This window comes from Capnocytophaga ochracea DSM 7271, assembly GCF_000023285.1.
Classification (GTDB): domain Bacteria; phylum Bacteroidota; class Bacteroidia; order Flavobacteriales; family Flavobacteriaceae; genus Capnocytophaga; species Capnocytophaga ochracea.
This window is the reverse complement of sequence record NC_013162.1, coordinates 765,844-791,604: the sequence shown is the minus strand read 5'-3', so window position 1 is coordinate 791,604 and position 25,761 is coordinate 765,844. Positions and strand designations below refer to the sequence as shown.

19 protein-coding genes and 1 pseudogene are annotated in these 25,761 nt (G+C 40.4%); 9 read left to right on the top strand and 11 right to left on the bottom strand.

Features of this window, described 5'->3' with window-relative positions; genetic code table 11:
• Positions 1-30: 30 nt before the first annotated feature.
• The 9 genes from COCH_RS03200 to COCH_RS03160 all read right to left on the bottom strand — a co-directional run bounded on the left by COCH_RS03200 (position 31) and on the right by COCH_RS03160 (position 14,646).
• Positions 31-1,440 (bottom strand): alpha-amylase, encoded by a 1,410-nt coding sequence (locus COCH_RS03200; protein ID WP_015781906.1) that lies wholly within the window; start codon positions 1,438-1,440, stop codon positions 31-33.
• A gap of 62 nt (positions 1,441-1,502) precedes the next feature.
• Positions 1,503-2,549, bottom strand: a complete 1,047-nt coding sequence (locus COCH_RS03195) for a SusE domain-containing protein (RefSeq protein ID WP_015781905.1) — start codon at positions 2,547-2,549, stop codon at positions 1,503-1,505.
• 12 nt (positions 2,550-2,561) lie between these two features.
• Positions 2,562-4,184: a RagB/SusD family nutrient uptake outer membrane protein gene (locus tag COCH_RS03190; protein ID WP_015781904.1), complete on the bottom strand. Its 1,623-nt coding sequence runs from the start codon at positions 4,182-4,184 to the stop codon at positions 2,562-2,564.
• Positions 4,185-4,196: 12 nt separating this feature from the next.
• Positions 4,197-7,124 carry a SusC/RagA family TonB-linked outer membrane protein gene (locus COCH_RS03185; RefSeq protein ID WP_015781903.1) on the bottom strand — a complete coding sequence of 976 codons (2,928 nt, stop codon included), beginning with the start codon at positions 7,122-7,124 and terminating at the stop codon, positions 4,197-4,199.
• A 66-nt stretch (positions 7,125-7,190) separates the two neighbouring features.
• The gene (locus tag COCH_RS03180) at positions 7,191-7,559 is read right to left on the bottom strand and encodes a four helix bundle protein (protein WP_009418620.1); all 369 of its coding nucleotides are present in this window, start codon (positions 7,557-7,559) and stop codon (positions 7,191-7,193) included.
• A gap of 86 nt (positions 7,560-7,645) precedes the next feature.
• Positions 7,646-9,838 carry a glycoside hydrolase family 97 protein gene (locus tag COCH_RS03175; protein ID WP_041546648.1) on the bottom strand — a complete coding sequence of 731 codons (2,193 nt, stop codon included), beginning with the start codon at positions 9,836-9,838 and terminating at the stop codon, positions 7,646-7,648.
• Between the two features lie 154 nt (positions 9,839-9,992).
• Positions 9,993-11,111, bottom strand: a complete 1,119-nt coding sequence (locus COCH_RS03170) for a glycosyltransferase family 4 protein (protein WP_015781900.1) — start codon at positions 11,109-11,111, stop codon at positions 9,993-9,995.
• A gap of 606 nt (positions 11,112-11,717) precedes the next feature.
• Entirely contained in the window at positions 11,718-13,604 is a 1,887-nt protein-coding gene (locus COCH_RS03165; RefSeq protein WP_015781898.1) for an amidophosphoribosyltransferase, read from the bottom strand.
• A gap of 46 nt (positions 13,605-13,650) precedes the next feature.
• Entirely contained in the window at positions 13,651-14,646 is a 996-nt protein-coding gene (locus tag COCH_RS03160; protein WP_015781897.1) for a mevalonate kinase family protein, read from the bottom strand.
• Between the two features lie 1,142 nt (positions 14,647-15,788).
• Between COCH_RS03160 and COCH_RS03155 the strand changes: the two genes are divergently transcribed.
• Entirely contained in the window at positions 15,789-17,930 is a 2,142-nt protein-coding gene (locus tag COCH_RS03155; RefSeq protein ID WP_015781896.1) for a TonB-dependent receptor, read from the top strand.
• A gap of 45 nt (positions 17,931-17,975) precedes the next feature.
• Positions 17,976-19,316, top strand: a complete 1,341-nt coding sequence (locus tag COCH_RS03150) for a DUF4374 domain-containing protein (protein WP_015781895.1) — start codon at positions 17,976-17,978, stop codon at positions 19,314-19,316.
• Between the two features lie 51 nt (positions 19,317-19,367).
• On the opposite strand, the gene COCH_RS03145 is transcribed toward COCH_RS03150, so the two are convergent.
• Positions 19,368-20,291 (bottom strand): alpha/beta hydrolase, encoded by a 924-nt coding sequence (locus COCH_RS03145; protein ID WP_015781894.1) that lies wholly within the window; start codon positions 20,289-20,291, stop codon positions 19,368-19,370.
• Positions 20,292-20,556: 265 nt separating this feature from the next.
• On the opposite strand from COCH_RS03145, the gene COCH_RS03140 reads away from it, so the two are divergent.
• The 5 genes and pseudogenes from COCH_RS03140 to COCH_RS03120 all read left to right on the top strand — a co-directional run bounded on the left by COCH_RS03140 (position 20,557) and on the right by COCH_RS03120 (position 23,892).
• Positions 20,557-21,690 carry a hypothetical protein gene (locus tag COCH_RS03140; RefSeq protein WP_015781893.1) on the top strand — a complete coding sequence of 378 codons (1,134 nt, stop codon included), beginning with the start codon at positions 20,557-20,559 and terminating at the stop codon, positions 21,688-21,690.
• A 12-nt stretch (positions 21,691-21,702) separates the two neighbouring features.
• Positions 21,703-22,146 (top strand): 6-pyruvoyl trahydropterin synthase family protein, encoded by a 444-nt coding sequence (locus COCH_RS03135; protein ID WP_015781892.1) that lies wholly within the window; start codon positions 21,703-21,705, stop codon positions 22,144-22,146.
• Positions 22,147-22,307: 161 nt separating this feature from the next.
• On the top strand, positions 22,308-22,817 hold the full coding sequence (locus COCH_RS03130; RefSeq protein WP_015781891.1) for a hypothetical protein: 510 nt from the start codon (positions 22,308-22,310) through the stop codon (positions 22,815-22,817).
• A gap of 2 nt (positions 22,818-22,819) precedes the next feature.
• Positions 22,820-22,996 (top strand): annotated as a pseudogene (locus COCH_RS03125) (Fic/DOC family N-terminal domain-containing protein); the annotation flags it as partial.
• A gap of 131 nt (positions 22,997-23,127) precedes the next feature.
• A complete protein-coding gene (locus COCH_RS03120; RefSeq protein WP_015781889.1) occupies positions 23,128-23,892 on the top strand; it encodes a UDP-2,3-diacylglucosamine diphosphatase in 765 nt (254 codons plus the stop codon).
• On the opposite strand, the gene COCH_RS03115 is transcribed toward COCH_RS03120, so the two are convergent.
• Positions 23,869-24,660 carry a porin family protein gene (locus COCH_RS03115; RefSeq protein WP_009410949.1) on the bottom strand — a complete coding sequence of 264 codons (792 nt, stop codon included), beginning with the start codon at positions 24,658-24,660 and terminating at the stop codon, positions 23,869-23,871. The two genes, COCH_RS03120 and COCH_RS03115, sit on opposite strands and share 24 nt — an antisense overlap.
• Positions 24,661-24,923: 263 nt before the next feature.
• On the opposite strand from COCH_RS03115, the gene COCH_RS03110 reads away from it, so the two are divergent.
• Positions 24,924-25,214, top strand: a complete 291-nt coding sequence (locus tag COCH_RS03110; RefSeq protein ID WP_015781888.1) for a DUF721 domain-containing protein — start codon at positions 24,924-24,926, stop codon at positions 25,212-25,214.
• Positions 25,214-25,756, top strand: a complete 543-nt coding sequence (locus tag COCH_RS03105; RefSeq protein WP_015781887.1) for a GNAT family N-acetyltransferase — start codon at positions 25,214-25,216, stop codon at positions 25,754-25,756. The genes COCH_RS03110 and COCH_RS03105 overlap by 1 nt, the downstream gene beginning before the upstream one ends.
• Positions 25,757-25,761: the final 5 nt, after the last annotated feature.

Genomic DNA, 25,761 nt, shown 5'->3' with positions numbered 1-25,761 from the left:
GCTCGTTTTTTTTATCTGTATAACTTTATGTTATTTACCTATTGACCACACGGTGTAGCTATTGGCGGGTACTTGTATGGTTACATTGCCGTCGCTATCGGTAACAAAAAATAAATGACTATTACCAGAGTAGTCTATCAAGGTTTTATTTTTCCAATGGGTGGTGATTGTACGCTTGGCAGGGAGAGTGCTGTTGTTGATAAAGAGCACTAAGCCCGGACTTTTCTCGTTGCCCAGACGTGAGGCTACATACTCCGTATTGGAGGCTAAATGGAATTTTTCTTCACCTACTGCCAAACTGCGGTTGATGAGCATTAGCTTTTGTAGCTTGGCTTTGAAAGCCTCATTTTCGTAATCGGAATAGAAAATACAAGGATAGCCACTATGGGTAAGGATATAGGCATACGCCATTAGTTTTTTGTCAGGCGCAATGGTATTGTCCGCTATTTTGTCTTTCTCGGTATCGTGATTAGCTGTAAAAGTGACAGCTTTCTCGGTGCGCAAGGTTCTAAGCATTGGGTGGGTATCGGTCATTAGTTCGTGCATATCTTTATTGCGGTCTAATGCTTTTTCGAGGGCATAAAAGCAGGCAAAGTCGAAAGCACTTGCACCGCTCTCGTCTACCCATTTTTTAAGCGTTTCGGGGTTGCCGTCCCACAATTCACCTACGGCAAAACCACCTACTGCTTTTAGCCAATCGCGTACTACCCAAGCCCCAAAGCTCTTCACATAGTCGAAACGCCAACCGTCAAACTTCATTGTATTTTTGTAATACTTAGCCATTGAGTTATCTTTTTCCCAAAGTTCTTCACGCACATAGGGTACTTTATGCGATAGGTCTTGTTCCCCGTAAAAGTCAGCTCCTTCGTCAGAAGTTGCATATTTATTAGGGTGAAAGCACTCATAGTTGCGGTTAAATTTTCCAGAAGCATTACCGTGGGTTTCATCGAAAAGGGTGTAGGTTTCTTTATTGCGGTAAGGGTTCCATTCTTTGCCCCCGCCATTGTTATGCCCTATAACAATATCGGCAATTACTTGCAAGCCACTTTCGTGGGCTTTGCTGATGAGGTTTTCGAGTTCAGCGCGTGAGCCGAAGCGGGTTTTTACAGTGCCGTGTTGGTTATATTCGCCAAAATCGAAATAATCGGAGGGGTCGTAGCCCATAGAATAGCCCCCAGAAGCGCCTTTGGTGGCAGGAGGTAGCCATATGCGGTCTACTCCGTTGGCTTTCCACTCAGTGAGTTTTGGGGTAATGGTATTCCACCATTCGCCAAGAGGTGTTACGTCCCAATAGAAGGCTTGCATCATCACACGGTTGCCGTTGTCTATTTTAGTAAGGTCTAAGGGAACTGTATTTTGGGGTTCTGGGTTGTCGTTGTTGCTTTTTTTATCGCAAGAAAAGGCGAGCAATCCTGCGAGAAGGTATATATAATATTTCATATTTTTGGTATTTAAATGATATAATACAGGCTGTCCGACACTGTCGGACAGCCTGTATTCTGTTATAATTTTTCTATCTTGTAAGTACCTTCTTTGGTTTTTACATCAAAAGAGAAAGAAATGTTGTAAGTGCCTGCACTCACTTTGATGTTATTTCCACCATCTTTAAGTTTACCACTAAGAGCGGCTACAGGCTTATCATCAGTGCTAACAGCACCAAAGTTTGTACCCCATTGGTTATTTAAACGGATTTTAATTTCTCCGTCCTTTAGACTAACATTTTTAGCTTCCCATTGGTTAAAAGCACCATTGTAAGACAACTTGATGTCTAAATCCTTATTTTCGTCCCAACCATTAGCACCGCTACCAACTATACCCCAAGAGTATTTTTCGATACTATAAGTAAGGGCTTTTTCGTTGAAAGTAATCTTATAAGTACCTGCTAAGACAGCAATATTAGTTCCTCCAGACACTAATTTACCGTTACTTCCACCGTAATTAAGATCCCACTTATTATCTTTACGGAATTTGATGCTACCAGTTTTTAAAGTAGCATAGGCTACTAATGCACCATCGTCACCTTTCCACATTTTAATATCTAATCCTTTATCTGGATCCCAACCGTTAGCACCATCACCGGCTATTCCCCAATCGCTTGGTTTGATTTCATCAAGGAAAGGGGTTACTTTCAATTTATGCTCGGAGGAAAAATTACGTTGGTCGCTGAGGACTAATCTTACCGCTACGGTAACTTCGGTCGTTGTTCCTGCTGTAATTTCTAAATCACTTATAAGATAGTCATTTAACTCTTTACCTGTGATAGCAAGAGGGGATTTCTCAACTGAAATAGATTTCTCCTTTTTTCCATCTTTTCTTACAAAATTAACGGTATATTTAGGAGCAAGGTTTATGTTGAGGTTTTTCGTTTCCCAAGAAACAGTAAGAGCTGTTTGAGAGGCGGTGCCCTGTGTAAGTACTACATTGTTGGTAGATAGGGAAGCCTCTATTTTGGCATCGGCATTAAGGGTTGCCTTTTCTTCATCTTTTTCGCAGGCTACCAATGAGATAAGTCCCATACATAACGCTGCTGTTCTAAGTATATTTTTCATAGTATTCTCTTTTTAGTATCCTGTATTTTGAGTAAGGTTTTCATTAGCGGTGCGTGCATCTTGAGGAATAGGATATAAGTTTCTATAATCAGGTACAGCTACACCAGAAGCAGTACCTCCTTTGAAAGACCAGAGGTAAGCACCTCCTGTAAATTTACCATAACGAATAAGGTCGGTACGGCGCAATCCTTCCCAGTACAATTCACGAGCGCGTTCATCTAAGATAAAATCTAAGGTAAGGTCGCTATCAGCTATGTTGCCAGAAGCGTTACCATAAGCACGGCTACGCAATTGGTTGATATAACCTAAGGCAGTAGCTCTATCACCTCCTGTACCACCGCGTAGCACGGCTTCAGCATAAGTAAGATATACTTCAGCTAAGCGGATAAGTGGTAAATCAGTGTCGGGGAATTTCTTTTCGGGGTCTTTACCTGCTGCTCCTGTAGAGGTTATGTTCTTGAATTTAGTAATGGCATAGCCTGACTTTGTAAAGTCTTTTAAGTCTGTGTTCTCATAGGTTTGTCCATCGGTATAGAACATCGCGCGTTTGTCTTTCCAAGCGGTAGGCTCATTATTACTATTGCGTGCTGATACCTCAAATTTATTAACAAATTCTTTAGGAGCTGTAAGACCACTCCAACCGTCGTTAATACCCAAGGAAGAAGCATTCATATTTCCTCCGGTAGCTCCGTGTATAATGAAAGCTGTACCTCCAAAAGTTTTGGTATTAAGCCCATCAAAACTTGCTAAAAATATAAACTCGTTTTGAGCGCCATTGCTGTTGTTATCGGCAAGGAACAACTCGTCGTAAGCGGTACCATTGTTATTGGCATCGGTAGTGTTTAAGCTATAGGAAGAGGCAATTACCTTTTTAGCATAAGTAATACAATCGGTATATTTATCTTGTCCTATATACACTTTAGCGTTGAGGTATAAACGAGCGAGGAGCGCTTGAGCGGCTACCACATCTACACGTCCGTATTCATTAGCACGTGCGGCTTTTAGTTTGCCCTCTAAATCCTTTAACTCACTTTCTACGAAGTTAAAGAGTTCGGCACGTGTGTTTTGAGCAGGTTTTAAATCTGCCTTAGAGGAGGTTACCAAAGGTGCTTTCCCAAAAGCATCTATTACATTGTAATAAGCATAAGCACGGATAAAGCGCGCTTCGGCAATATAATAACCTACTTCGGGGTCAGAAGCTAAGGCTTGTGCGTTATCTATAAACGAGTTCGCAAAAGCGATTTGTTGCCCCAAGCGGTTGTAATAGGCATTGTTAAAGGTGTTAGCAGGTGTCCAACTCATATTGTGGAAGTCGGGCACACCAGCATCACTCCAGCGAATGATAGCCTCATCGGTACTGGCTACTTGTAAGTAGAATTGCATACGAGTGTATCCAGTAGAACCTTCATCGGCACCTGCTATATCGCCATCACCGCTGGGACCTTTTTGCCCAGTAAGCGATAATGAGGCATAAATTTTAGCTAAGGCACCTTTAGCTTCAGTAGCGTTTTTAAACACGTCTTTTTCAGTAAAGCTATCGGGGTCTATAGGCTCTTGGTCTAAATCTTTCATACAAGCACTAAGCGAAAGTGCTAATATTACCCCAAAGATACTATGTTTGATATATTTTTTCATACTCTGTATTCATTAAAAGTTAACATTCAAGCCCAACAAGTAAGTTTGAGGGCGTGGATAGAAGTTGTTGTCGATACCGCCATATACTTCTGGGTCTAAACCGCTGTACTTAGTAATAGTCAATACATTTTGCACTGTACCATAGAGGCGAATGTACATTTTATCGGTATGAGGGAAAGTATATCCCAAGGTGATATTGTCTAACTTGAAGAATGAAGCGTTCTCTAAGTAGTAATCGCTTAACCACGATTGGTCGTTATGGCGTTGGAAATTACTATTCGCTTTAATATTGCGCAAGAAACCACTGTTAGCAGTAATTTCGCCGAATTGGTCTAAGCGTGATTGGGTGTTATTGTACACATAGTTACCGATGTTTGCACGGGTAGTGATGTTTAAATCCCAATTCTTGTAGTTCAAATCGGTACCAAAGCCCATTGTCACAGGGGCAAAAGGCGATTTGTACAAGTAGCGGTCGCCTTCGTCTATTTTGCCATTACCGTTTCTATCTACAAAAGCATTTTCTACTGGATTGCCTTGTGCGTCGTACACTTGTTGGTATACAAAGAAAGAGTAAGGGGTTTCACCTTCGCGGTGTAGTTGTACACGGTTACCAGTACCTCCTGAGATACCTCCAGTAGGCTGGTCGTCGGGCATACGGGTAATCTTATTTTCGTTGTAAGCTATGTTATAGTTGAAACTCCAACGGATATTCTTCTCAATATTACGGATAGGAGTTACGGTCAAACCAAGTTCAATACCTTTGTTTTCCATATCCCCTACATTGGCATTTACACGGTTTTTAAAGTTGGTAAAGGGGTCGATAGTGGTTTCAGCTATCAGGTCTTTGGTTTGTTTGCGATACACATCGAGGGTACCTGTGATGAGGTTGTCTAAGAAGCCAAAATCAATACCAGCATTGAGGGTATTCCCCACTTCCCAACGTAGGTTTTTATTGGTTACCCCAGGACGGTAAGTTTGATAGAAGCTATCGCCCAATTGATAAGAAGCTCCGTCTTGACTACGAGTGTAATTGGTAAGGAAGAGGTAGTCGCCCAAACCATTCACGTTCCCTACTTCACCATAACCAAAACGCAGTTTGAGTTCGTTAAGAGTTTTGTTGTCTTTAAGGAAGTTCTCGTTGCTCACGTTCCAAGCCAAGGCTACTGAAGGGAAGTAACCCCAACGGTCGTCTGGGTTTAGTTTAGAAGATGCGTCGGCACGAAGGGTAGCGGTAAGAAGGTAACGATTCTTATAGCTATAGTTTGCACGACCAAAGAAAGACATCAATACGTTTCTACTCTTGTTGATGTTAGGCACCTCTTTGTTATCACCTGGGTTAGTGAAGTAAGAGTAATCAGTGGAATTATCGTCAAACTCAAATGACTGATAAGAGTGTCCTATCATTAGCCCTATATTATGAGTTTCTTTGATGTCTTTCATATAGTTTATATAGGCATCAAAGAGCTTGTTGGTAGCTTTATTAGTATAAGTAGTTTTAGCTCCGTCGAAATCAGGAGTAGAGGTAGGCATACGGCGGTCGGTTATTTTATCACCTTCCCCTTTACTGTAATCAATACCCACGTTTACACTAGCGGTAATATCTTTAAAGAAAGGCAAGGTATAATCTACTTTGGCATTCCCAATAAAACGATACACTTTAGAAGAATCGTCTAAAAACTTTAGCATTGCCATAGGGTTGTTAGGAGCTAAGTCGTAGCGACTGCCATTATTAGGGTTCACCCAAGCGTGGTAACCTCCGTATTTAGCGAGACCTCCAAACACTGACTGAGTAGGGTCGTACTCTACGGCTGCCCCAATAGCATCTTTATTAGCAAAACGGTTTTGCATATAAGTACCATTGGCATTCAATTCTAATTTCAATGATTTATCAAAGAAAGTAGGGTTTAAGCTAATTTTGGCATTGGTACGTTTGAAGTTATCGGTGCGCAATACCCCGTCAGCATACGAATGTCCTACTGATACACGGTAAGGCAAAGTTTTGTAAGCGCCGGAGAGCACCAAAGTACTATTGCTCATTGGAGCAGTTTGGTAGATTTCTTTTTGCCAATTAGTATCGGCATTTCCTAAGAGCGCTTCGGCAGCAGGGTTATTCAATCCTTTTACTGTTTGGCGGAATTGGTTAGCATTCATTACATCTACATAGTCGTTTACATCTTGTAGGGCGATGCTAGTATTGAAGCTAATCTTCAAATCTTGGTTTGCTTTTCCTTTTTTGGTGGTAATCATAATAACCCCATTGGCAGCACGTGAACCAAAGATAGCGGTAGACGAAGCGTCTTTTAGCACGGTCATACTCTCAATATCTTCGGGGTTGATAGAGTTGAAGATACTACGAGAACCGCCCACGCCTCCATCGTTCATTGGCACACCGTCAATTACAATTAGCGGGTTAGAAGTTAAGGACAAAGAGCCATTACCACGGATACGGATAGTTTGTCCTTCACCAGGAGCTCCACTAGCAGAGGTCATTTGTACCCCAGCTATTTTACCTTGGATAAGCTGGTCGGCATTTACGGCAGGAGCTTTGTTAAAGTCCTTGTCGGTTACCAAGTTTACAGAACCTGTAAGGTCTTTTTTCTTTATAGCTCCATACCCAATGACTACCACGTCTTCCAATTGTTGTGTATCCTCTTGGAGAACAATGTTCATAGTACCTGCTTTAGCAGCTACTTCTCGGCTTTTATAGCCTACTGATGAGACCACAAGGGTAACCCCTTTGTCTACTTTTAACTCAAAATTACCGTCAAAATCGGCAGCAGTACCGTGAGAGGTACCTTTCACAAGCACACTGGCACCCATCAAAGGTTGTCCAGAGCCGTCTTTCACTGTTCCTTTTACAGTGATTTGCTGTGCATAACCAAAAGCTACGCACAAGAAAAACATTACTGTACAAAGTAGTTTGTTCATTTTTACTTTCATATATAATAATATTAATTTGAAAATTTGTGAATTAGTAAATTAGCAAATTCAAATTTTCTCATTCTCTCATTTCCTCATTTTTCCATTCTCTAATTTCTTCTTCATTGTTCCTATAATAGTATTAATAATATAAATAATACTTAATAGTTCTTCCTTTTCCGTTTCTGTGTTAGGATAATCCCTCGAATACAAACACAAATCTAACCAATACATTGTTTCTTCAGCTTCCTTAGACGCGATTTTAAACTTATGAATAAAATCCTGCTGACTTTCAGCATTCTGAGCTTCTCTTATATTAGCTCCTATGGAAGTACCCGACCTTAATAATTGGTTTGCAATAGCATACTTTCTATTCTCTTCCAGAACATTACATAACTCAATAATTCTAAGAGAAAACAAGAAAGTCTTTTCTAAAATTATATTCGGTTTATCCATAAATTGGTCATTCTTTAATTTTCTAATTTTCTCATTTGCTAATTCTCTCATTTTCTAATTTTCTAATTTTCTAATTTTCTAATTTTCTAATTTTCTAATTTTCTAATTTGTATCGCATACCCTCCGCCTTGAGCAGCAGTGAGTTTTAGCTTTGTTTTAGCATTTACTTTTTGTTTGGTGATGGTGTATGCCTTCGGATTGGTTTTCCAATTGGCATCTTTGGCATCAGCATAGATGGTAGCCTCGTACTTCTTACCTTTGTCCAAGAAGTTGAGCAGAAGCTCTGAGGTATGTCCGCCTTCGTGAGCCGTACAACCTACGTACCAATCGTTGCTGTGTTTATCTTTACGCGCAATGGTGATGTAACGTCCTGGTTCTGCTTCAAGGTATACGCTCTTTTGCCAATCTACGGGTACATCTTTAATGAATTGGAAAGCGTCCATATGCTTCTCGTAGTTCTCTGGCAAGTCGGCTGCCATTTGTAGCGGACTGTACATTGTTACATACAACGCTAATTGGCGTGCCAAGGTACTGCGTATCTGACTGTTATTGTTAGGATTTACATACTTAATTTCGGTCTCGAAGATACCAGGAGTATAGTCCATAGGTCCTCCTTGCAAACGAGTGAAAGGCAAGATAGTGGTGTGGAATACTTTGTTACCACCAAAAGCCTCGTACTCAGTACCGCGAGCTGATTCGTTACCTATCATATTTGGGTAAGTACGGCAAATACCGGTAGGGCGTACGGCTTCGTGCGCATTCACCATTATTTTGTGTTTAGCAGCTTCTTTAATCGCATAGAGGTAGTGGTTAATAGTCGATTGGCTGTAGTGGTGTTCACCCACAGGGAGGATGTCGCCTACATATCCGCTTTTTACGGCATTGTAACCGTATTGGTTCATCAACTCGTAAGCGGCTTTCATATGGCGCTCGTAGTTGCGCGTAGAGCCCGAAGTTTCGTGGTGCATCATCAGTTTCACACCTTTAGAGTGTGCGTAGTCGTTCAGTGCTTTGAGGTCGAAGTCGGGGTAAGGAGTTATAAAGTCAAACACATAGTCCTTTTTGTGTCCGAACCAGTCTTCCCATCCTATATTCCAACCTTCCACAAGCACTTGGTCGAAGCCGTGTTTTGCTGCAAAATCGATGTATTTGCGCACTTCTTCGTTGGTAGCGCCGTGGGTACCATTAGGTTTAGTTTTGGTGTAATCCACCGTATTAAGGTCTACTGCAGGAAGGTCGTTGGTATAACTCCAAGAGTTTTTACCGGTAATCATTTCCCACCAAACGCCCACATACTTCACAGGTTTAATCCACGAAGTATCGGCAATAGCGCAAGGTTCATTGAGGTTGAGAATAAGGCGTGACGCCAAGATTTTACGAGCGTCATCACTCACCATAATAGTACGCCAAGGACTGTGACAAGGGGCTTGCAAATAGCCCTTAGCTCCCTGTGCATCGGGCGTGAGCCACGATTGGAAGACGAAAGTCTTGTCGTCTAAGTTCAGGTTCATTAGCGAGTAGTTCACCAAAGCCGCTTCGTGAAGATTGATATACAAGCCGTCTTTGGTTTTCATCATTAAGGAAGTTTGTACGCCGGTAGGCGAGAAAACAAACTGCGATACGTTGTCACTCATCGCTTGTTTCATCAACCCGCGAATTTCGGAGAGCTTACTTTCCGTATAGTCGTATTCTTGGGTATCGTAGTCCCCAGGAATCCACCAAGCGGTGTGGTCTCCGGTCATCGCAAACTGCGAGAGTTCTTCCTCTATTACAAAATAGGTGAGTTCTTTTTGTGAAGGGAACTCATAGCGGAAGCCCACTCCTTCGTTGTACACGCGAAAACGAATGTTCATTTTTCGATGGGTCTTCTCTTGTTGCAATTGTACGAGAAGTTCGTTGTAATGGTTGAGAATCTCGCTTTCTTCTCCCCATACAGGTTTCCACGTTTCCTTAAAAGTAGACTTTTTGGTGTCTACCACTTTAAAGTTTTGGGTTAACGGCTCAATTTTCTTGATTTTAGAGTCGTCCGGAAGGCTTTTTTCACTATAAACAGGTGTCTCGTCCGATTTCAATAAATAGGAGGATAACACTTCTCTTATTTTAAAGCCTAAAGTACTTTCATTGATCACTGCTTTGTTTTTGTAAGTCACCTTATACGAAGGCGTCCCATCAGCTTTCAGTGAAAAAGTGAGCACTACATTGCCGTCAGGCGAGCTCTGTTGCTGTGCCATAGCGAGGGGCATAGCAAAGATGCTCATCAATAAGATCATCTTTCTCATCTTTTATTGCTTTATAAGTGTTAAAATTGGTACAAAGTTACGGAAGTTTTTTTAACAAACAAATTTTTCTTTACTTTTTTTTAAGAAAAATTTATGATACATCATAAAGTCAATAAGTTAAATAAGTTTTTAGCTGTCGTATTTTTATCTTTTACTACTCACTTTTTACTTTTTTATACACTTTCATCAAGTTTTCAAACACTACCTCGTCGGTAAAATGCTGAGCGTGTCGGTAACCCTCTTCTACCATTTGCCTGCGCAACTCCTCATCGGTAGTAATGCTTACAATGGCTTTACGTATCTCTTTTTCAGCGTTTTGTAAGTTTACATAAACCGAATGTGTTCCACCTGCTTCGGCAAAACAACTGCCCTGCGAACTAATCACAGGGGTTTTGCTAAATAACGCTTCTATAATAGGAATCCCAAAACCTTCAAAAATCGAAGGATAGCAAAATACCTCAGCAAGCTGGTAGATAATAGCGAGGTCTTCCATAGGCACGTTACTCAGTGCTTGCACGCGGTCTTTAAGTTGGTGTGCTTCACAATACGCCTCTATTTGTTGGTAATAAGCCGTTTGCTTACCCACCAAAACTAACGAAATATCTCGCAGAGGTTCAATAGCCTTCACTATTTCAAGTGCGTTCTTGCGGGGCTCAATAGCGCCTACGTTTAATACAAATTTTTCGGGAAGATGATATTTTTTGCGTATAGTTTCCTTCTGTGTTTCGGTATATATTTTCTTAAAAGCTCGGTGACAGCCTTGGTATACCACTGTTATTTTCTGTTCTGAAATACCTAAATAGCTGATGATATCTTGTTTAGTCTGCTCACTAATAGCGATGATGTGTTCTGAATGTTGTGCGGCATACAAGAACTTGCGATAATGTATTTTTCTGTCAAAAAACGAATACAGTTCAGGATAACGCATAAAAATAAGGTCGTGGATAGTAACTACCGTAGGTATGTGTTTATAAATTCCCTTAGGAATTTCTCCTGAAAGTCCGTGATAAATATCAATGGGAAGTTGTTTAGCTATATCAGTGATTTTTACACTGCGCCATAATGATTTTAGCTTGCGCCAGAAGAAAGATTGTGGAGTGATTTCGGTGGTGTGTTCATCAATCACCACCCCCTGAAATTCGCGTTTTTGTGGGTTGAAGAGGTATAAATGCCCCACCTTGTGTTCTTGTAGTATGCGAATCAAATCCCGACTGTAATTCCCCAGTCCGCGTGTGTTATGGAAAGCCCGTTTAGCGTCAAAAGCGATGTTCATAGTTGCTCAATGAAATGATAAGGTAATATGAACTGCAAAGGTAATAAATTAAAACGATACAAACAAAACAGTATTTAAAACCCATTTACCTTCACCTTTCCTTCACCTTTCCTTCGCTCATTCACTACTTGTCCCTATGGCTCGCACCGTTTTTTGTATGAACTTTGCCAAAGTTTCAAAACTTTGGCAAAGTTGAAGTCCACTAATAACCTTCTTTTTATCTCTATCTTAGCTTTAACTTACCTTCACCTTTCCTTCGTTCATCATTCATTGTAGAGCCACTGTAGAGCCACTGTAGAGCCACTGTAGAGCCACTGTAGAGCCACTGTAGAGCCACTGTAGAGCCACTGTAGACCCACTGTAGAGCCACTGTAGAGCCACTGTAGACCCACTCATCGTTCGCCCTACCTTTATCTTACCTCCGCTCCACCTCCGAGCAACCCTTGTCTTTCACCCTAATACCCGCCACTACTTTTTACTCACACCTAATTTATTTAATTTCTCAATCGATTTTTCTCTAATTCTCTAATTTCCTCATTTTCTAATTTTCTCATTTCCTCATTACCCTCATATCTTTTACCTTTTACCTTTTATCTTTTACCTAAATCAGTACGCCCTCTCTTTATTCCCTTCATAAAAGTTAATAAACGCCCTATTCACTACCCTATTGCCACCATTGGTAGGGTAATCACCCGTGAAATACCAATCGCCCAAATTCTTAGGGCAAGCCTTATGCAGGTTGTCTACCGTTTGGAAGATTACTGCTACTTCTGAGCCGAAGTTCTTTGGCAAAAGCAAATCTCTTATCTTGTCCGAAATCTCTTCATCGCTGAAAGGAGCATACACTTCTTTTACGTAATTCACTACCTTGTCATCACTTAGCGCTACTTGGGTAAGACATTTTTCGTACACTTCTTTTATGATGTGGTAAGTCCCTCTTTCGTGGTGTAAAGCCAAAGCAGCTTGAAACGCAACAAGGTCTTCTAAACGCGCCATATCTATCCCATAACAATCGGGATAGCGTATTTGAGGTGCCGAAGAGACGATCACTATCTTTTTGGGCTCTAACCTTCCTAATATGCTCAAAATACTTTTTTTAAGGGTCGTACCCCGCACAATACTATCGTCTATAATTACCAAAGTGTCGCCTTTTTGTACCGAACCATAGGTAATGTCGTACACGTGCGCCACAAGGTCGTCTCTGCTACTGTCTTCGGTGATAAAGGTGCGTAACTTCACATCTTTAATCGCTACCTTTTCAGTGCGTACTTTTTCAGAGAGAATCCTAAGAATTTCACTTTGAGTCGCGGTTGCTAATTGTTTTGCTTTCTGTTCGTTGAGGTATTGTTCGGCTGCTTCTATAAGTCCCAAATACGATGTTTCAGCCGTGTTAGGAATATAAGCAAAAACCGTATCTTTCAAGTTGTGGTCTATCGCTTGGGCAATGCGAGGAAAGAGCAACTTGCCCAACATCTTGCGTTCGCGGTAAATATCTTGGTCGCTACCACGAGAGAAGTAAATGCGCTCAAACGAACAGGCTTTGCGTACCCTTGGGGTAAGTATCTCTTTTACTGCTACCTCTCCACTCTTCTTGATGATAATCGCATTCCCAGGCGGTAACTCGTGTACATTCTCGTATTTTACATTGAAGACCGTTTGTATAGCCGGACGTTCCGACGCTACCACTACCACTTCTTCATCTCGATAGTAAAACGCCGGACGAATACCCGCAGGGTCGCGGAGTACAAAAGCATCGCCGTTACCTATCATTCCTTCCATTGCATAACCACCGTCCCAATACTTAGCTGCGCGCTTCAAAATACGCTCTATATTCAGCCGTTCGGCAATAAAAGGCGACGCTTCCTGTTTGGTATAGCCCTCTTCTTTCAGTTGGAGATAGAGTTTTTCTACCTCATCGTCTAAGAAATGACCGATACCTTCCATTACAATCACAGTGTCGGTTTTGTCTTTGGGGTGTTGTCCAAGGTGTACGAGGTTTTCGAAGAGCTCGTTTACATTGGTCATATTGAAGTTTCCCGCCATAATGAGGTTGCGGTATATCCAGTTGTTTTCGCGCAAGAAAGGGTGCACATTCTCGATGCTGTTCTTGCCAAAGGTACCGTAGCGTACGTGCCCCATTATCACTTCGCCTATGTAGGGGAGTTCTCTTTTCTGCAAAGCCACATTGTCTTTCAGTGCACGATTCGCCTTAAACCCCTCGTTGATACGCTGGTTGATGCGTGTAAAGATATCCTGCACCGGTTGCGCTTCGTTGGAACGAATCCTACTGATATAGCGTTCTCCGGGTTGCATATTCAGCTTGATGCTCGCCACTCCTGCACCATCTTGCCCACGGTTGTGTTGCTTTTCCAGCATCAAGTACATTTTATTGATGCCATAGAAGGCAGAGCCGTATTTTTCTTTGTAATATTCCAAAGGTTTGAGCAAGCGGATAAGAGCAATCCCGCACTCGTGTTTGATAGTGTCACTCATTTACAAATAAGAAAAGGCGTTGCATAGGCACGCCTTTATATAGGTTTTAAAATTGATATACTACTTCTAATTTATGGTTGCTAAGAGCTCGCTTGGCTTTCTCTAAGTCCTCAGTAAAGCCCAAAATATAGCCTCCTCCCCCCGAACCACATAGTTTTAAGAAATAATCGCCCGAGTCGATTCCCTGCTTCCAGAGCGTGTGAAACTCCTTCGGAATCATCGGTTTGAAGTGGTTCAGCACAATACCCGATAGACTCTTGATATTCCCAAACAGCGATTTAAATCGCCCCTTCAAAAAGTCATCTATACAAGCATCGGTATATTTGATAAACTCATCTTTGAGCATCTTCTGGAAAGCCTCGTTCTTCATATTCTCCATAAAGATACGTACCATAGGAGCAGTTTCGCCTATCACACCACTGTCGAGCAAAAACACCGCGCCTTTTCCGTTAGGCGTTTGCGAGGGAATGCCCGTAGGTTCTATATGGTCCTGTGAATTGATAAGTATCGGCAAACTCAGGTAACTGTTCAGTGGGTCTAAGCCCGAAGAAGTGCCGTGGAAGAACGATTCCATCTTGCCAAAAATCGCTTTGAGTTGCAATAGCTTTTCGCGGGTAAGGTTTTCCATTGCACTGATAGGCTCAATAGCATATTCGCTGTAAATAGCAGCTACCAAGGCGCCACTACTGCCCACGCCATAGCCTTGTGGAATACTGCTATCGAAGTACATACCCTCTGCTATATCAGCATTGAGCTTTTCAAGATTGAAGCGCACAATCGGGTTTTCTTCCTCCATAAGGTTTTGTAAGTAAGTAGCGAACTCCCGCAAAGCCTCATTCGATTTGCGAGCCTCTTCTTCTTTTTGCAGGTGTGACTCACACTGTCCGTGCGACTCGCACTGCGGGTGTGGCTTACACTGTTTGTGCGACTCGCACTTCTTCAGTGTCCCCTTATAAAAGTTATAGGGGATTGCCAAGCCTTTGGAGTTCTTGATAATGCCATACTCGCCAAAGAGGAGTATTTTAGAATAGAAAAGTTTCATTTTTTAGGTAAAGTCTGCGTTAGCAGGGTAGTATATGAGTAATAACAGATTGCAAAGGTACACATTTTTCGAATATCTCAAATATTTTTCTGAGAGAAATATTTTGTTAATTAGCGTCAGTTCTATATATATCAATACTGATTCACACTTGTGTTTACATTGTAATCTGTGAAATCCAGCAACGCAGTTGCCAATTTGTACCCATCACATTTATCAATTGAAAGACTATCCGTTTAATCTGTGCCAGACATTTAGGCAACTTGTTGCCTATTTGTTTGATTTGTAAATATTTGTAAGATTTCTGTAGCGTAAGCTACACTTCCTTTACGTCCAACTCAATTCGTCCCTCGTCATTCGTCATTTGTTCCCTTTTCCGTCATACTTCCCCCTATTGCCTATTCCCTAAGACCCCACACCACCCCATTTTCTCATTTCCAAAATTCCTAATTTAACTGCCCGTGCGACTCGCACCACCCCATTTTCTCATTTCCAAAATTCCTAATTTAACTGTCCGTGCGGCTCGCACCACTCCATTTTCTCATTTCCAAATTTGCTAATTCCCTAATTATCCCATCTCCTTTCCGTCCCTACATTCCCCCTTTGAAGGGGGGTAGGGGGGATGTTATCCCCTAGTGCCTATGGCCTAAGGCCTAGTACCTCTTCCTCTTTCTTTCGCCTCGAAACCCCATTTTTGGCATTTTTGGCATTGTTGTATTAAGCTATTAATCAATTATTTATATACCCTTTCTATACCAATCGTCCAAGATTCGTATAAGCTTCCTATAAGCTCTCTATAAGCTCTCTATAAGCTAACCCCACCCTCCTTACACCCTTTTTTCACCAAAAATCACTTTAACCTTATTTCGAACTTCTCCGTTTTCTTCCGAACCTCCTTAGCTCTCTGCTCTCTTCCAAACTTTCCTCCGAAAACCCCTAGTCCCTGCGAGATTTTCCTAAAAATCTGAAAACTCCTAATGTATTACTTTTAACAATACACACTTTGCCAAAGTTTGAAACTTTGTAAAGGTTGATTATTAGCACTTCTGAGATTATTAACATTAAATATTTTCTATTTTTTTAGAATCATTCCATTTTATTTACTATCTTTGCACCCTCTTTTTTTCTCATCAGAAATAATATTAATGCCTTTATCACCTAAAAATATAATCCTTTTACTCACTTCTTTTTGTGCAACTCAACTCTTCTCTCAACCTGTAGATGAAGAAGTTACGCAACTCAGTGAGGTTGTGCTCACAGGGCAATCACCTATCAAGCAAGTCCAAAAAGCAGCTTACAACGTGGTTGCTATCGAAGCTCAACAGCTCCGCAATCTCAACAGCAATGCTGCCGATATGCTTGCTCGTGTATCGGGGGTGAAGATGCGCGAAACTGGTGGAGTTGGGGCAGAGACAGCAATCAATCTTAATGGCTTTACCGGTCGTCACGTGCGTATCTTTATCGATGGGGTACCTATGAACGAAGCTAATGCCTCTTTTCGCATTAATAATATTCCCGCTGAACTTATCGAACGTATTGAAATTTACAAAGGTGTGGTGCCTGTTACTTTTGGTGCCGATGCTCTTGGGGGCGCTATCAATGTAGTAACGCGCAAAAGCCGATACAACTACGGCAATCTATCCTATACTTTTGGTTCTTTCAATACCCATAAAAGTACCTTAAACCTCGGGCAATTCCTCACCGATAACATCAGTGTAGAACTCAATGCTTACCAAAATTACTCCGATAACAGCTATAAAGTATTTACCGAATATCTCGACCTCCAAACAGGCTCTTACTCTAAAGAAAAACGTTGGTTCAAACGCTTTCACGACCGTTATCACAACGAGGCTATCATAGGTCGTGTGAATATCTTCGATGAAAAATGGGCTGATAAACTTTCTTTTGCGCTCAATTATAGTCAAGAGGATAAACAACTCCAAAACGCCAACCTAATGCAAAAAGTCTTCGGAGGTAAGTACCGCAAATCTCATAACTATTCATCTTCAGTAGAATATGAGAAAAAGAATATCCTCAACGGTCTCTCTTTCTTCCTTACAGGGCGTTATGATTTTACCACCACTCAGAATGTAGATGAAGAAGCCCGCCGTTATAGCTGGACGGGTGAGTATGAACCAATGGTTACTCGTGGTGAATCGCAACTTCAGAATACCATTTTTGAAGGTAAAACGGGCTATATTACTTCACACTTAGACTATCAACTCAATGAAAAACACTCCTTTCAACTCACACACACCTTCAGTAATTACACTCGGCGTAACAAAAATATGCTCATTACCAACTATACCCTCGATTCCGATTTTATGAGGCGTGTCAATGAGAAAAATATTTCTGGATTATCATATAAGTTCACCCCCTCCGAGCGTTGGAATATATTAGCTTTCGGTAAATATTACAATACAGCTGTAACAGGTCCAGTGATTGTTAGTGGATATGGAAGTCGCGCGGTATATGAAGAAGAAACTCATCACACTCAGGCTTGGGGGTATGGTGGGGCGACTACTTATCAGCTCTTAAAGCCTCTACAAGCTAAACTTTCTTACGAAAAAAGCTTCCGCCTACCTACTGATACCGAACTTTTTGGCGATGGCGATTTAGAGATTGGCAACTATAAGCTCAAACCCGAAAATAGCGATAACCTGAATGTAAATCTCTCTTATCAACCTGCGTTCAAAGTGCATTCATTCTTAGTAGAAGTGGGTTTTGCCTATCGTTATATCAAAGATTATATCATCAGAAGTATTATCAGTGCAGGAGCTAATGAAGGCTCTGCAGGAAGCCGAAATCACGGTAAGGTACTCAATATGGGAGTCGATGCTACCCTGCGCTATTTCTTCTATAAAGATGCATTTTCAGTAGGTGGCAACTTGTCTTATATGAACTTGCGCAACAAAGAAGAATTTACTGAAACAGGTCGCCCTTCTGCTATCTATAACGACCGTTTGCCCAATATGCCTTATCTATTTGGCAACGCCGATGCTACTTGTAATATAGAAAGCCTCATTGCTAAACGCGACAGACTATCACTAAACTATAATCTCTTTTTCACCGAAGAGTTTTTTACCTCGTGGCAAAGCGAAGGAACAAAAATTAAAGTCCCTCGCCAACTTTCTCACGACGTGAGTCTTACCTACTACACCCCTAACAAACGGTTAAGTCTTTCCGTAGAAGCCAAAAATATCACCGATGAATTGTTGTACGATAACTACAGCCTCCAAAAAGCTGGTCGCGCTTTCTATGCCAAACTCTCCTACCGATTCTACTAACCCCTAAAACCTAATCCCTGACCCCTGAAACCTAAAAATAAATATATGTATATCAATTTTCAAACATTCAAAAAAACGCTACTTGTAGGCTCATTAGTTAGCTTCGTAGCCCTTACGTCTTGCAAAAAAGACGATAATACTCCAGTTCCTCCTCCTTCTGCAGAGGGAGCTAACTTCTTCATCGATGCTGGAGGTGATCAAAATAAAACTCGTTATCTATTGGTCGCTAAAAACGTAGAAAATGGGGAACTCCCTCTTTCTGCTAACCAAGAACAATTCAAAGAAGCTAATGGCTATTTCTGGCAGTTCAACAAGAACACAGCAGTAGGTCTATCCTATGGCTTTAAAGGAGCTGGTATCGGTATTTCTTACGAAAAAACAGCTCAAGGTGTAAAACACCTTACTGATTTTGACGTAGCCGAACGTGCCACCACTTTCGGTTTCTTCAGTGATTATTGGATAACTGTAGTAGGCGGACAAGAATACGAAGGCAAAAAGGACGGTGCAACCTTCAACTTCCGCAATGCCAACAATTATACCAAAGCTTTTACCAAAACTATCCATACAGCAAATCTCCTTCCTGAGATGAACACCTCCTCTTCTACTCAAGAAATCGTGTCGTTTGCTGGTATCTTAGACAATGGTAACGGTGAGTTCTTCAGCGGTATGATAGTTTCTGATTACAAAGATGTGCAAGTAGCTCAAGGTTCAAGTACCGGTAAAATCCACAATCCCGATGTAGTATATGTAGGGGTACTCGATAAAGATTTGAACCTCAAACGTAGCTATAAAAGCGATAAGCTCAGCTATAGCGCAGGTCGTTTCAAATCTCAATATTTGTTAGAAATGGGTAAAGCCGATAATGGCGATGTATATGTGTTCTCAGGAGCAATTGCTAAGAATCCTCCTAAAGTAAAAGCTCCTCAAACCTCCGATGTTGCTTCAACAAAACCTGCAGGTGCTTTGCGTATCAAACAAGGAGCTACCGACTTTGATAGCTCTTACTTCTTTGATATCTCAACAGTATCCGGTAACGGAATCTTCCGTCGTGTATGGCATATCACTGGTAATAAGTTCTTGCTTGAGTTCTTTAATGATGCTTCAAAAGCTGCCCTCAATGGAGTAGATGTAAACCGCTTTGCTATTGTAGATATGGAAGCTAAATCTTTCAACTGGGTAACCGGACTGCCAGCTCTCTCTGATTTTGCCAATATGACGTCAAACCCCGTAGAGCTTGCTGTCTACAATGGTAAAATCTATCTACCAGTAAATGTAAAAAACAGTGATCCTGCTATCTATGTAATTGATCCTGCTACCAATCTAGCCACCAAAGGTCTCACTGTAAAAGGCGCTTCTTTCATCAACGCTATCGGTCACTTCAAATAATAAAACAAAAAGGTGCTTAGAAGACAATCTCTCTAAGCACCTTTCCTATTTTTACTTTTCATATTTTACTTTCTTCAGCCATTTCTCGGTATTTCTCAAATACTTCTCACTCGGCACAAACTTATAATGTAACCTTTTAGAAAGCGCCTCATACCGCTGTTGGATAACTGCTGGATTCTCCTCAATATCGTTGCGGTCGATGAACATCTCTGCAAAAAGCCTCCGCATCAAATCCATATTTCCTACCACTTGTATTGTGCCGTGATTCTCGTTAGGGTATTCAACAAAATAAGTCTCCAAATTCTTAAAAGCTCCCTTTGCAGCCATTGTCTGCACCGCCTCTATCGCCTCCCGATGCCTACTGCGTCCATTGTTGCGCACCTTCTTCCCCGAATACGATAAATAAAAAATCCGATGTTTAAAATCCTTTCCTTTATTCGCTTCGAACAACCGCTCTCCATCGTTTTCTCCCCACCACAAACTCGGGTCGTGTGCAATATAAGCATTAAATAGCTCTGTATGTTTGTTAAGAGCTGAAACCACCGCCAATCCACTCAATGAGTGACCTACTAAAATGCGAAAATCACTACATCTGTATTGCTTTTTAACCAAAGGAATAAGCTCATCAGCCATAAACTGCCAAAAACGGTCACTATCGCTCCCAAAATCCCTTTCGCGCTGTGTGTTTTCAATTCCAATGACAATCATTTCAGGTACATTAGGGATTCCCTGAGCCAATTTCTCCATCAAAGTAGTAAAATAGTTGAAGTTTGTTTCTGCATCAAGCAGATACATCACAGGATAGTTTGTCTTTTTTAAAGTAGAGTCGTAATACGAATCAGGCAAATACACACTTATAGTACGCGTTTCACCTAACACTTTAGAAGAAACCGATAATTGTTCACCTATACAAATGGAAGTCTGCCCTTGAACAAAAGAGGAAGCTAATAGCCAAAACAAAAATACCCTTCTCATTACTTATTGACATTTAATAAATGTGATTTTAATAGGTGCAAAAATACTGATAATTTCTCAAATTACCAATTTCTCAAAGCCTTTATTCCCTATTTTACCAAAGTTGTTAACCACATATCTCACCATTATCTCTTTTATTTTTCCTCTCTTCAGAACTCCCTCCGTTGGTGCTTTTCTTGTAGCCAGTACCCCATTCTCTCATTTCCAAATTTTCTAATTTCCTAATTATTTCATACCTTTGCACTTTAATACAAAAAACTATACAATGAAAAACATTTTTAAAACAATTTTATTATTTGCTTCACTCGCTCTGATAAGCTGTGGAAATAAAGATGATGAACCTAAAAAGGATAAACCCAAAGAAGAAATACAAGTGCCAAAACCTTCTGAGGTCCGTTTTTCCTATGTCGATTTTGACCTTAGCAATAACTATAATGACTATAGTGAAGGTGAAGATTTTTTGAACGATACTCAGTTAGGTACATATTTCTTTACAGCGAAAGAAATTGTGGTATCTTATCAGTATGATACCCAAGGAAGGCTTATAACACTAAAAACAAATGATATTACCGAAGGAACAGCTACTACTGTTACAGCAGCATATAGTGCAAACAAAATTACTTTATCGAATTTTGATGACGAACAAGGAGTAAAAGAACTATCACTAAACAATGACGGAAATATCACAGACTTCGATATTCGTTATAATGAAAAGCAACAATTGCTTCAAGCAGGTAAAAATCAATACTCTTGGAAAGATGATAACTGTACCAAAATAAACCTTAAAATTTATGACGCTCTTACAGAATGTACCCTATCTTATACGCAAAATCTTAATAAAAACAATTTTTTCTTAGGTCTTTTGGAAATACACGATGTAACCGGATATAAAGATTATTTTCTTAAACAAATATTCATTCCGAGGGGAAAAGGTACTAAAAATCTCCTTCAACAAACTACTTATCAGCAAAATGGGTTGCCTTCAGATTTTATAAGTAAATATAGCTATGAGTTTAATGCTGATAGTACAGTCAAAACTATAAAAGAAGAAGCTATTACAAACGGACGTATTGAAGGTGAATCAAGAATATCTGGAGAATATGCTACTCAGAAATGGAACTCTTTACAAGCGCTTATCAGTCGTATACAAAACGGGACAGAAAAGAGATATACCTTTCGAGAACTCCTAAAAAACAACGAAAAATATGTAGTGAGAATTAGTAGCCAAACAATCGTACAAAAAGATAAAAACAACAAACCTATTCATCTACCAGTAGACAAAGTGATTGATTATTATATTAATTATAAACAGCAAGGTGGTGAAAAGAAAATCTCAGAGATTAAAATAATACGAACCTATAACATACATCAAAACACTACTTATCAACTGAAATATTAATTATTCATTGTTATGATTCGCATTACTAAAAAATTCGATTTTGAAGCAGGACACGCGCTCTACGGCTACGATGGCAAATGCAAAAACCTACACGGACACAGCTATAAGCTCTACGTAACTGTCATAGGCGAACCTATTACCGACCCCCATAACGTGAAAAACGGTATGGTAATAGACTTCGGCGACCTCAAACGCATCGTGCAGGAGCAAATCATCGAAGCGTTCGACCACGCTATGGTCTTCAACGAACATTCACCTCACAAGGCATTAGCCGAAGAATTGCGCACCAAAGGTCATCGCATCATCACCGTGCCCTATCAGCCCACCAGCGAGAACCTCGTAACCGACTTTGCTCGACGCATCGCCTACCAACTACCCGCCGGAGTCGAGCTCTTTTCAGTACGCCTATGCGAAACTGAAAGCTCCTATGCCGAATGGTTCGCCTCAGATAATTAAGAGGAATGTAAGGCGTTATACATTTTGCCAAAGTTTTTGCCTGTGCGGCTCGCACCTTTGGATAATTTGATTATATCGACAATCAGTTGCTTTTACGTTCTGTTGTAGGGGCTAATGGCAATTAACCCTTTAAAAAAATTCATAACACAAATATGTAAACTATGGCACTTGTACTAATAATTATATTAAGCATTATCTTTTGGTTTTACAAAACAAACGTCAAGAAACGTTTGCGCAATTCGTTTACTCAAAAGACCTTAAACAGGAATACACCAAACTATATTCGTAAACACTGGCGAGAAAAGCGTATTGATGCTGACCATTGCGATGTGATGAATGAAAATACTACCTTCGATTTGCAAGCCGTAGAAGACAATCGTATGAAAAGTGATTTCGAGGAAACAATGCTTCTCACTGAGACAATGTTATTCAGTAAATTGCGATTAGGAGAAGAAAAATTGAAGCTTAGTTATATAAGGTGTTACGACAAAACTACTACTCCTGTAAAAGTATATCAAACTACTGTTGCCGATATAGACGCCAGTGTAGCGCAAGTAAAACTCAATGTACAAGGCTATATCAATGTGTATTACAACCCTCAAGACCCTAAAGAAGTGTATATCGATACCGAGTTTTTACAAAAAGACCTCACTGAACTGATGAATGTTTGATAATGAAAACAGATTTTACATTACCCTTATTACCACCTCCACCAGAGATTGAGACCCGTGAGATACTCAAACAGCTCACGCTATCACATAGGCATTTAGCTGAACTGAAAGGGGTAGTAAAAACGATACCCAATGAGCAAATTCTCATCAATACCCTTTCCTTACAAGAAGCGAAAAGTATAACGTAGCAAAAAAACGTCTTTTTTTGCCACGTATGGTATAACGTGGAAAAAAAACGCCATTTTTTTCCATATCATATTGCTCATTGATATGAAAAGACATTTTTGTGTAAATGATAACTTAAAAAATAATGTTATCCATAGAATTAGCTGAAAATAAAAAGATATACTTTGCTTCCGATAATCATCTCGGAGCACCCACTGCTGTCGAAAGCAAACCTCGCGAAGCAAAGTTTGTGCAATGGCTTGATACTATCAAAGCTGATGCAGGGGCAATATTCCTTTTAGGCGACCTTTTCGACTTTTGGTTTGAGTACAAAATGGTCGTCCCCAAAGGCTTTGTACGCACTCTTGGAAAGCTCGCTGAACTGCGAGATAGTGGTATCCCTATCTACTTTTTCGTAGGCAACCACGATTTGTGGATGGACGATTATTTCCAGACCGAATTGAACATTCCCGTATACCGTCGCCCGCTGGAAGTAGAATGTAATGGTAAACGCTTCTTGATAGGACACGGCGACGGTTTAGGTCCCGGTGATAAAGGCTACAAGCGGATGAAGAAAGTCTTTACTAATCCGTTTTGTAAGTGGCTCTTCCGATGGTTACACCCCGATATAGGTGTGCGATTGGCGCAATACCTCTCAGTGAAAAACAAACTCATCTCAGGGGCTGAAGATGTGCGTTTCTTAGGCGAAGATAACGAATGGTTGGTACAGTATTGCAAACGCAAACTTGAGACGCAACATTACGACTATTTCCTTTTTGGTCACCGCCACCTGCCAATGACTATCAAAGTAGGGGAGGGAAGCACTTATATCAACACCGGCGACTGGATACACTACTTTACCTATGCCGTTTTCGATGGTGAGGAATTAAAACTTATATCCTACACCTAATTGTAAGACGCGGTTTTTAAACTTAACTTGCGTAACGCTATCAGCATCGCTCAAGTTTGAAAGTCCTATAATATAGTTTATATCAAAGAAGAAACCAGAAGGCACATTATATTCCATTCCAAAGCCCATTCCAAAGTCAAAACTGTTATCTAAATCCTCTGACATTGCCATAGAGAGATTGTTTTGTGAAATTTTGCTTGCGATACTTGCAACATAACCAAAATTTAAACCTACTTTAGGGCGAAAATATGAAATATCATATTTTAACCATAAAGGAATATTTATTTGATGAAGAATAAAAGAAGCTTCTTTAACGTCTCCAGATATGCTATAAGGCAATTGTATTCCATTAATAGTTGGAGGTGTCCCAATAAAAGTCATAGTTATTTTCTTCCACTTGGCTCCTTGTTTAGAGTAAGCAATTCCTCCTTCTAAAAATAGTTTATCACTTACTTTATATTCTGCCAAAACTCCTATATGAAACCCTGCTTTGCTACCCATTCCTAGATCCGCATTATAGCGAGAAAAAGTATTTTGATCATTCTTTATAGCGCCATACACTTCTGAAAAAGAAAGGGTCGATACATTTAAGCCTCCTCTAAAACCAAAAAAGAGGCGTTTAGAGAGAGGATTTTTTTCTTGTACTACAATAGGTTCTTGTGTACTGCTGGCGGTCATCTCTTCTGTTGTTTCTGTCACTACTTCTTGTGCGTAAGTAGTAGATATCACTGCTAAAGTGATAGCAAAAATTATTATTATTTTTTTCATTTTTGTTGGTGTTTTTATAATTTCAATGCATAATTACAAAGAATAATGTTACTGAGCAAATTTCAGTGAAGTTTTTTTTCTTTTAGAAATATAATTTATTGTTTTTTAATGTAATATAATTTTAAACATCAGAGAGGTATTTTAATATTTACAAGAAAGGAGAATTTGAAAAAGTTAGAACATTAAATGTCCTATCAGAAGAGAAAAATAAAAAATCGCCATTTGTAACTCGTCATTCGCAATTATTTTGTACCTTTGCATTTATGGACGGAAATACAAATACTCTTTCAGAGGTCATTCAGCAAATTGTCAAACAAAATCATTTAACGTACGGACTACAGAAAGCCTCGTTACCGGAACTGTGGAATGAGCTGATGGGCAAAGCAATCGCTAAGTATACCTCCTCAGTAGAGCTAAAAGGCAGTACATTATACGTCCACCTTACCTCGCCTGCACTTAGTAACGAACTGAGTTATGGCAAGAGTAAGATTATTGATAACCTCAACGAACGTTTAGGGGAACCTCTCATTCAAAAACTGATATTTTTAAACTGATGATACGACCCGCAACCCCTACCGATGCCTCTGCCGTTGCCCCACTAATGTTTCAGGCAATGGAAGAAATCGTCTATAAGATGATTGGCAAAGAACATAGAGAAGATGCCATTGCACTACTCCAAAATCTCTTTAAGCAGGAAGGCAATCAGTATTCCTACCAGAATGCTTGGGTATATGAGGAAAACAATACTGTAATAGGGTCGGTTATTGCCTATGATGGTGCTCACTTGCACACCTTGCGTGCCCCTGTGCTAGCACTCATTCGCAGTAGCTATGGTATTGATATTGTTTTAGAGGACGAGACCGCCGAAGGTGAACTTTATATAGACACCCTTAGCGTATTGCCCACTGCTCAAGGCAAGGGCATAGGCTCACAATTGGTAGCCCACCTCAAAAAGGTCACTACTCAGCCCATAGGCTTACTCGTAGATGTACAAAACCCCGCTGCCGAACGCCTTTACACCCGTTTAGGATTTACGTATGTAAACCACCAAGCCCTCGCTGGCGGAACGTATAAACACCTTGTGTACAATGAATAATTGAA